This is a genomic window from Aquitalea sp. ASV11 (genome assembly GCF_016429185.1).
GTDB classification, from domain to species: Bacteria; Pseudomonadota; Gammaproteobacteria; order Burkholderiales; family Chromobacteriaceae; genus Aquitalea; species Aquitalea pelogenes.
Genome location: NZ_JAELUD010000303.1, coordinates 1 through 296, shown reverse-complemented (window position 1 = coordinate 296; position 296 = coordinate 1). Strand labels below are relative to the sequence as shown.

The window sequence follows — 296 nt, the reverse complement described above, 5'->3', positions numbered from 1 at the left end:
CAGCACCCGCCATATCATTGCTCTGACCACCCAGCAAACCACCCAACTGATCAAACAGGCTCATCTTTCATCCTCTCGTCGAAAACTGCTTTAAAATGTCTTCAGCAATTCTTGCTTGCCAAATAGCTGTCTCTTATACACATCTGACGCTGCCGACGAACAGTAAGATGTGGTGTGGGGGGGGGGGGGGGGGGGGGGGGGGGGGGGGGGGGGGGGGGGGGGGGGGGGGGGGGGGGGGGGGGGGGGGGGGGGGGGGGGGGGGGGGGGGGGGGGGGGGGGGGGGGGGGGGGGGGGGG

1 protein-coding gene is annotated in these 296 nt (G+C 68.2%); it reads right to left on the bottom strand.

The window, feature by feature from the left end; translation table 11 throughout:
- Window positions 1–101 precede the first annotated feature (101 nt).
- The coding region (locus JHD62_RS22275) for a hypothetical protein (protein ID WP_199104693.1) at window positions 102–296 on the bottom strand (195 nt) is incomplete at its 5' end.